Source organism: Streptomyces sparsus (genome assembly GCF_054776295.1).
The window spans coordinates 1-929 of the sequence record NZ_BAAHCA010001371.1 but is presented as its reverse complement, the minus strand read 5'-3'; the positions used below and the strand labels follow the sequence as shown (position 1 = coordinate 929).

At 71.7% G+C, this 929-nt stretch carries 1 protein-coding gene and 1 pseudogene; one reads left to right on the top strand and one right to left on the bottom strand.

Translation table 11 applies throughout. The features are described 5' to 3' along the window. Positions 1–194, bottom strand: a pseudogene (locus tag ACYVE9_RS28510) (protein phosphatase 2C domain-containing protein); the annotation flags it as partial. A gap of 262 nt (positions 195–456) precedes the next feature. Here ACYVE9_RS28510 and ACYVE9_RS28505 point away from each other — a divergent pair. After that, positions 457–846, top strand: a complete 390-nt coding sequence (locus ACYVE9_RS28505; protein ID WP_461030774.1) for a PPOX class F420-dependent oxidoreductase — start codon at positions 457–459, stop codon at positions 844–846. The last annotated feature ends 83 nt before the right edge of the window (positions 847–929 follow it).

Here is a 929-nt window from a genome sequence, read left to right as displayed (position 1 = left end):
CGCCTGGGGGTGCGCGGCGGCGGGTCCGGCGGTCGCTGCCGGACGATGCCGGGGGCGCCGACCGTCCGGGCGGCGGAGTCGTAGCGGTCGTCGATGCTGTCGCCGGCCGCTGAGCGGCCGGTGTCCGGGGCGTCCTCGTCGTAGAGCTGACTCCACCAGTCGGGCGCTTCGGCCCGCTCCCGCTGACCACTCATGTCGCCATTGTCCACGTCACCGACTCCACCGCCCAGACCCGGACTGACGTCGGGCGCGTCGCCGCCTGAGCTGACGGAGCGTCACCGTGTGCGGGCGCCCCACCGATGACGGACAGGCGCACGGGAACCCGTACCGATGACTTCACCCTTTCGAGTGAGCGCGAGCTTGCCCGTGCCGGGCAAGGCGCCCTCGTACCGGGTGCACCGGGGCAAATCCTACGGAACCGATGCGCGACCGATTGCCATGTGTGAACCTTTGGCTATGAGGGATACACGTCAGAACACCCCGTTCAGCCAGGCCGAACGCGCATACCTGACCACCCAGCGCCTGGCCAGACTGGCGACGGTGGACTCCCAGGGCCAGCCGCAGGCCAATCCGGTCGGCTTCTTCCCGCAGGACGACGGGACGGTGCTGATCGGTGGATTCGCACTGGGCCGCACGAAGAAGTGGCGGAACCTGAAGGGCAATCCGCTCCTCGCCCTGGTGGTGGACGACCTGGTCAGCGAGTCCCCCTGGCAGGTGCGCGGCGTGGAGATCCGCGGTGAGGCGGAACTCCTCACCGGCGGACGCGCCTTGGGCAGGCAGTTCGGCGAGGAGGTGATCCGCGTCCACCCGCGCTGGATCCGCAGCTGGGGCCTGGAGGACGACTGAGCACCACCCCAGCGGGCGCACCCCGGGAGGGCGGTGCCGCAGGGCCTGGCGGGCACCCGGGCCGCGGCGCGGCCGCCCGGGTC

Coding starts and splice junctions, on each gene's coding strand:
- ACYVE9_RS28505 (WP_461030774.1), top strand. CDS start 457: ATGAGGGATACACGTCAGAACACCCCGTTCAGCCAGGCCGAACGCGCA.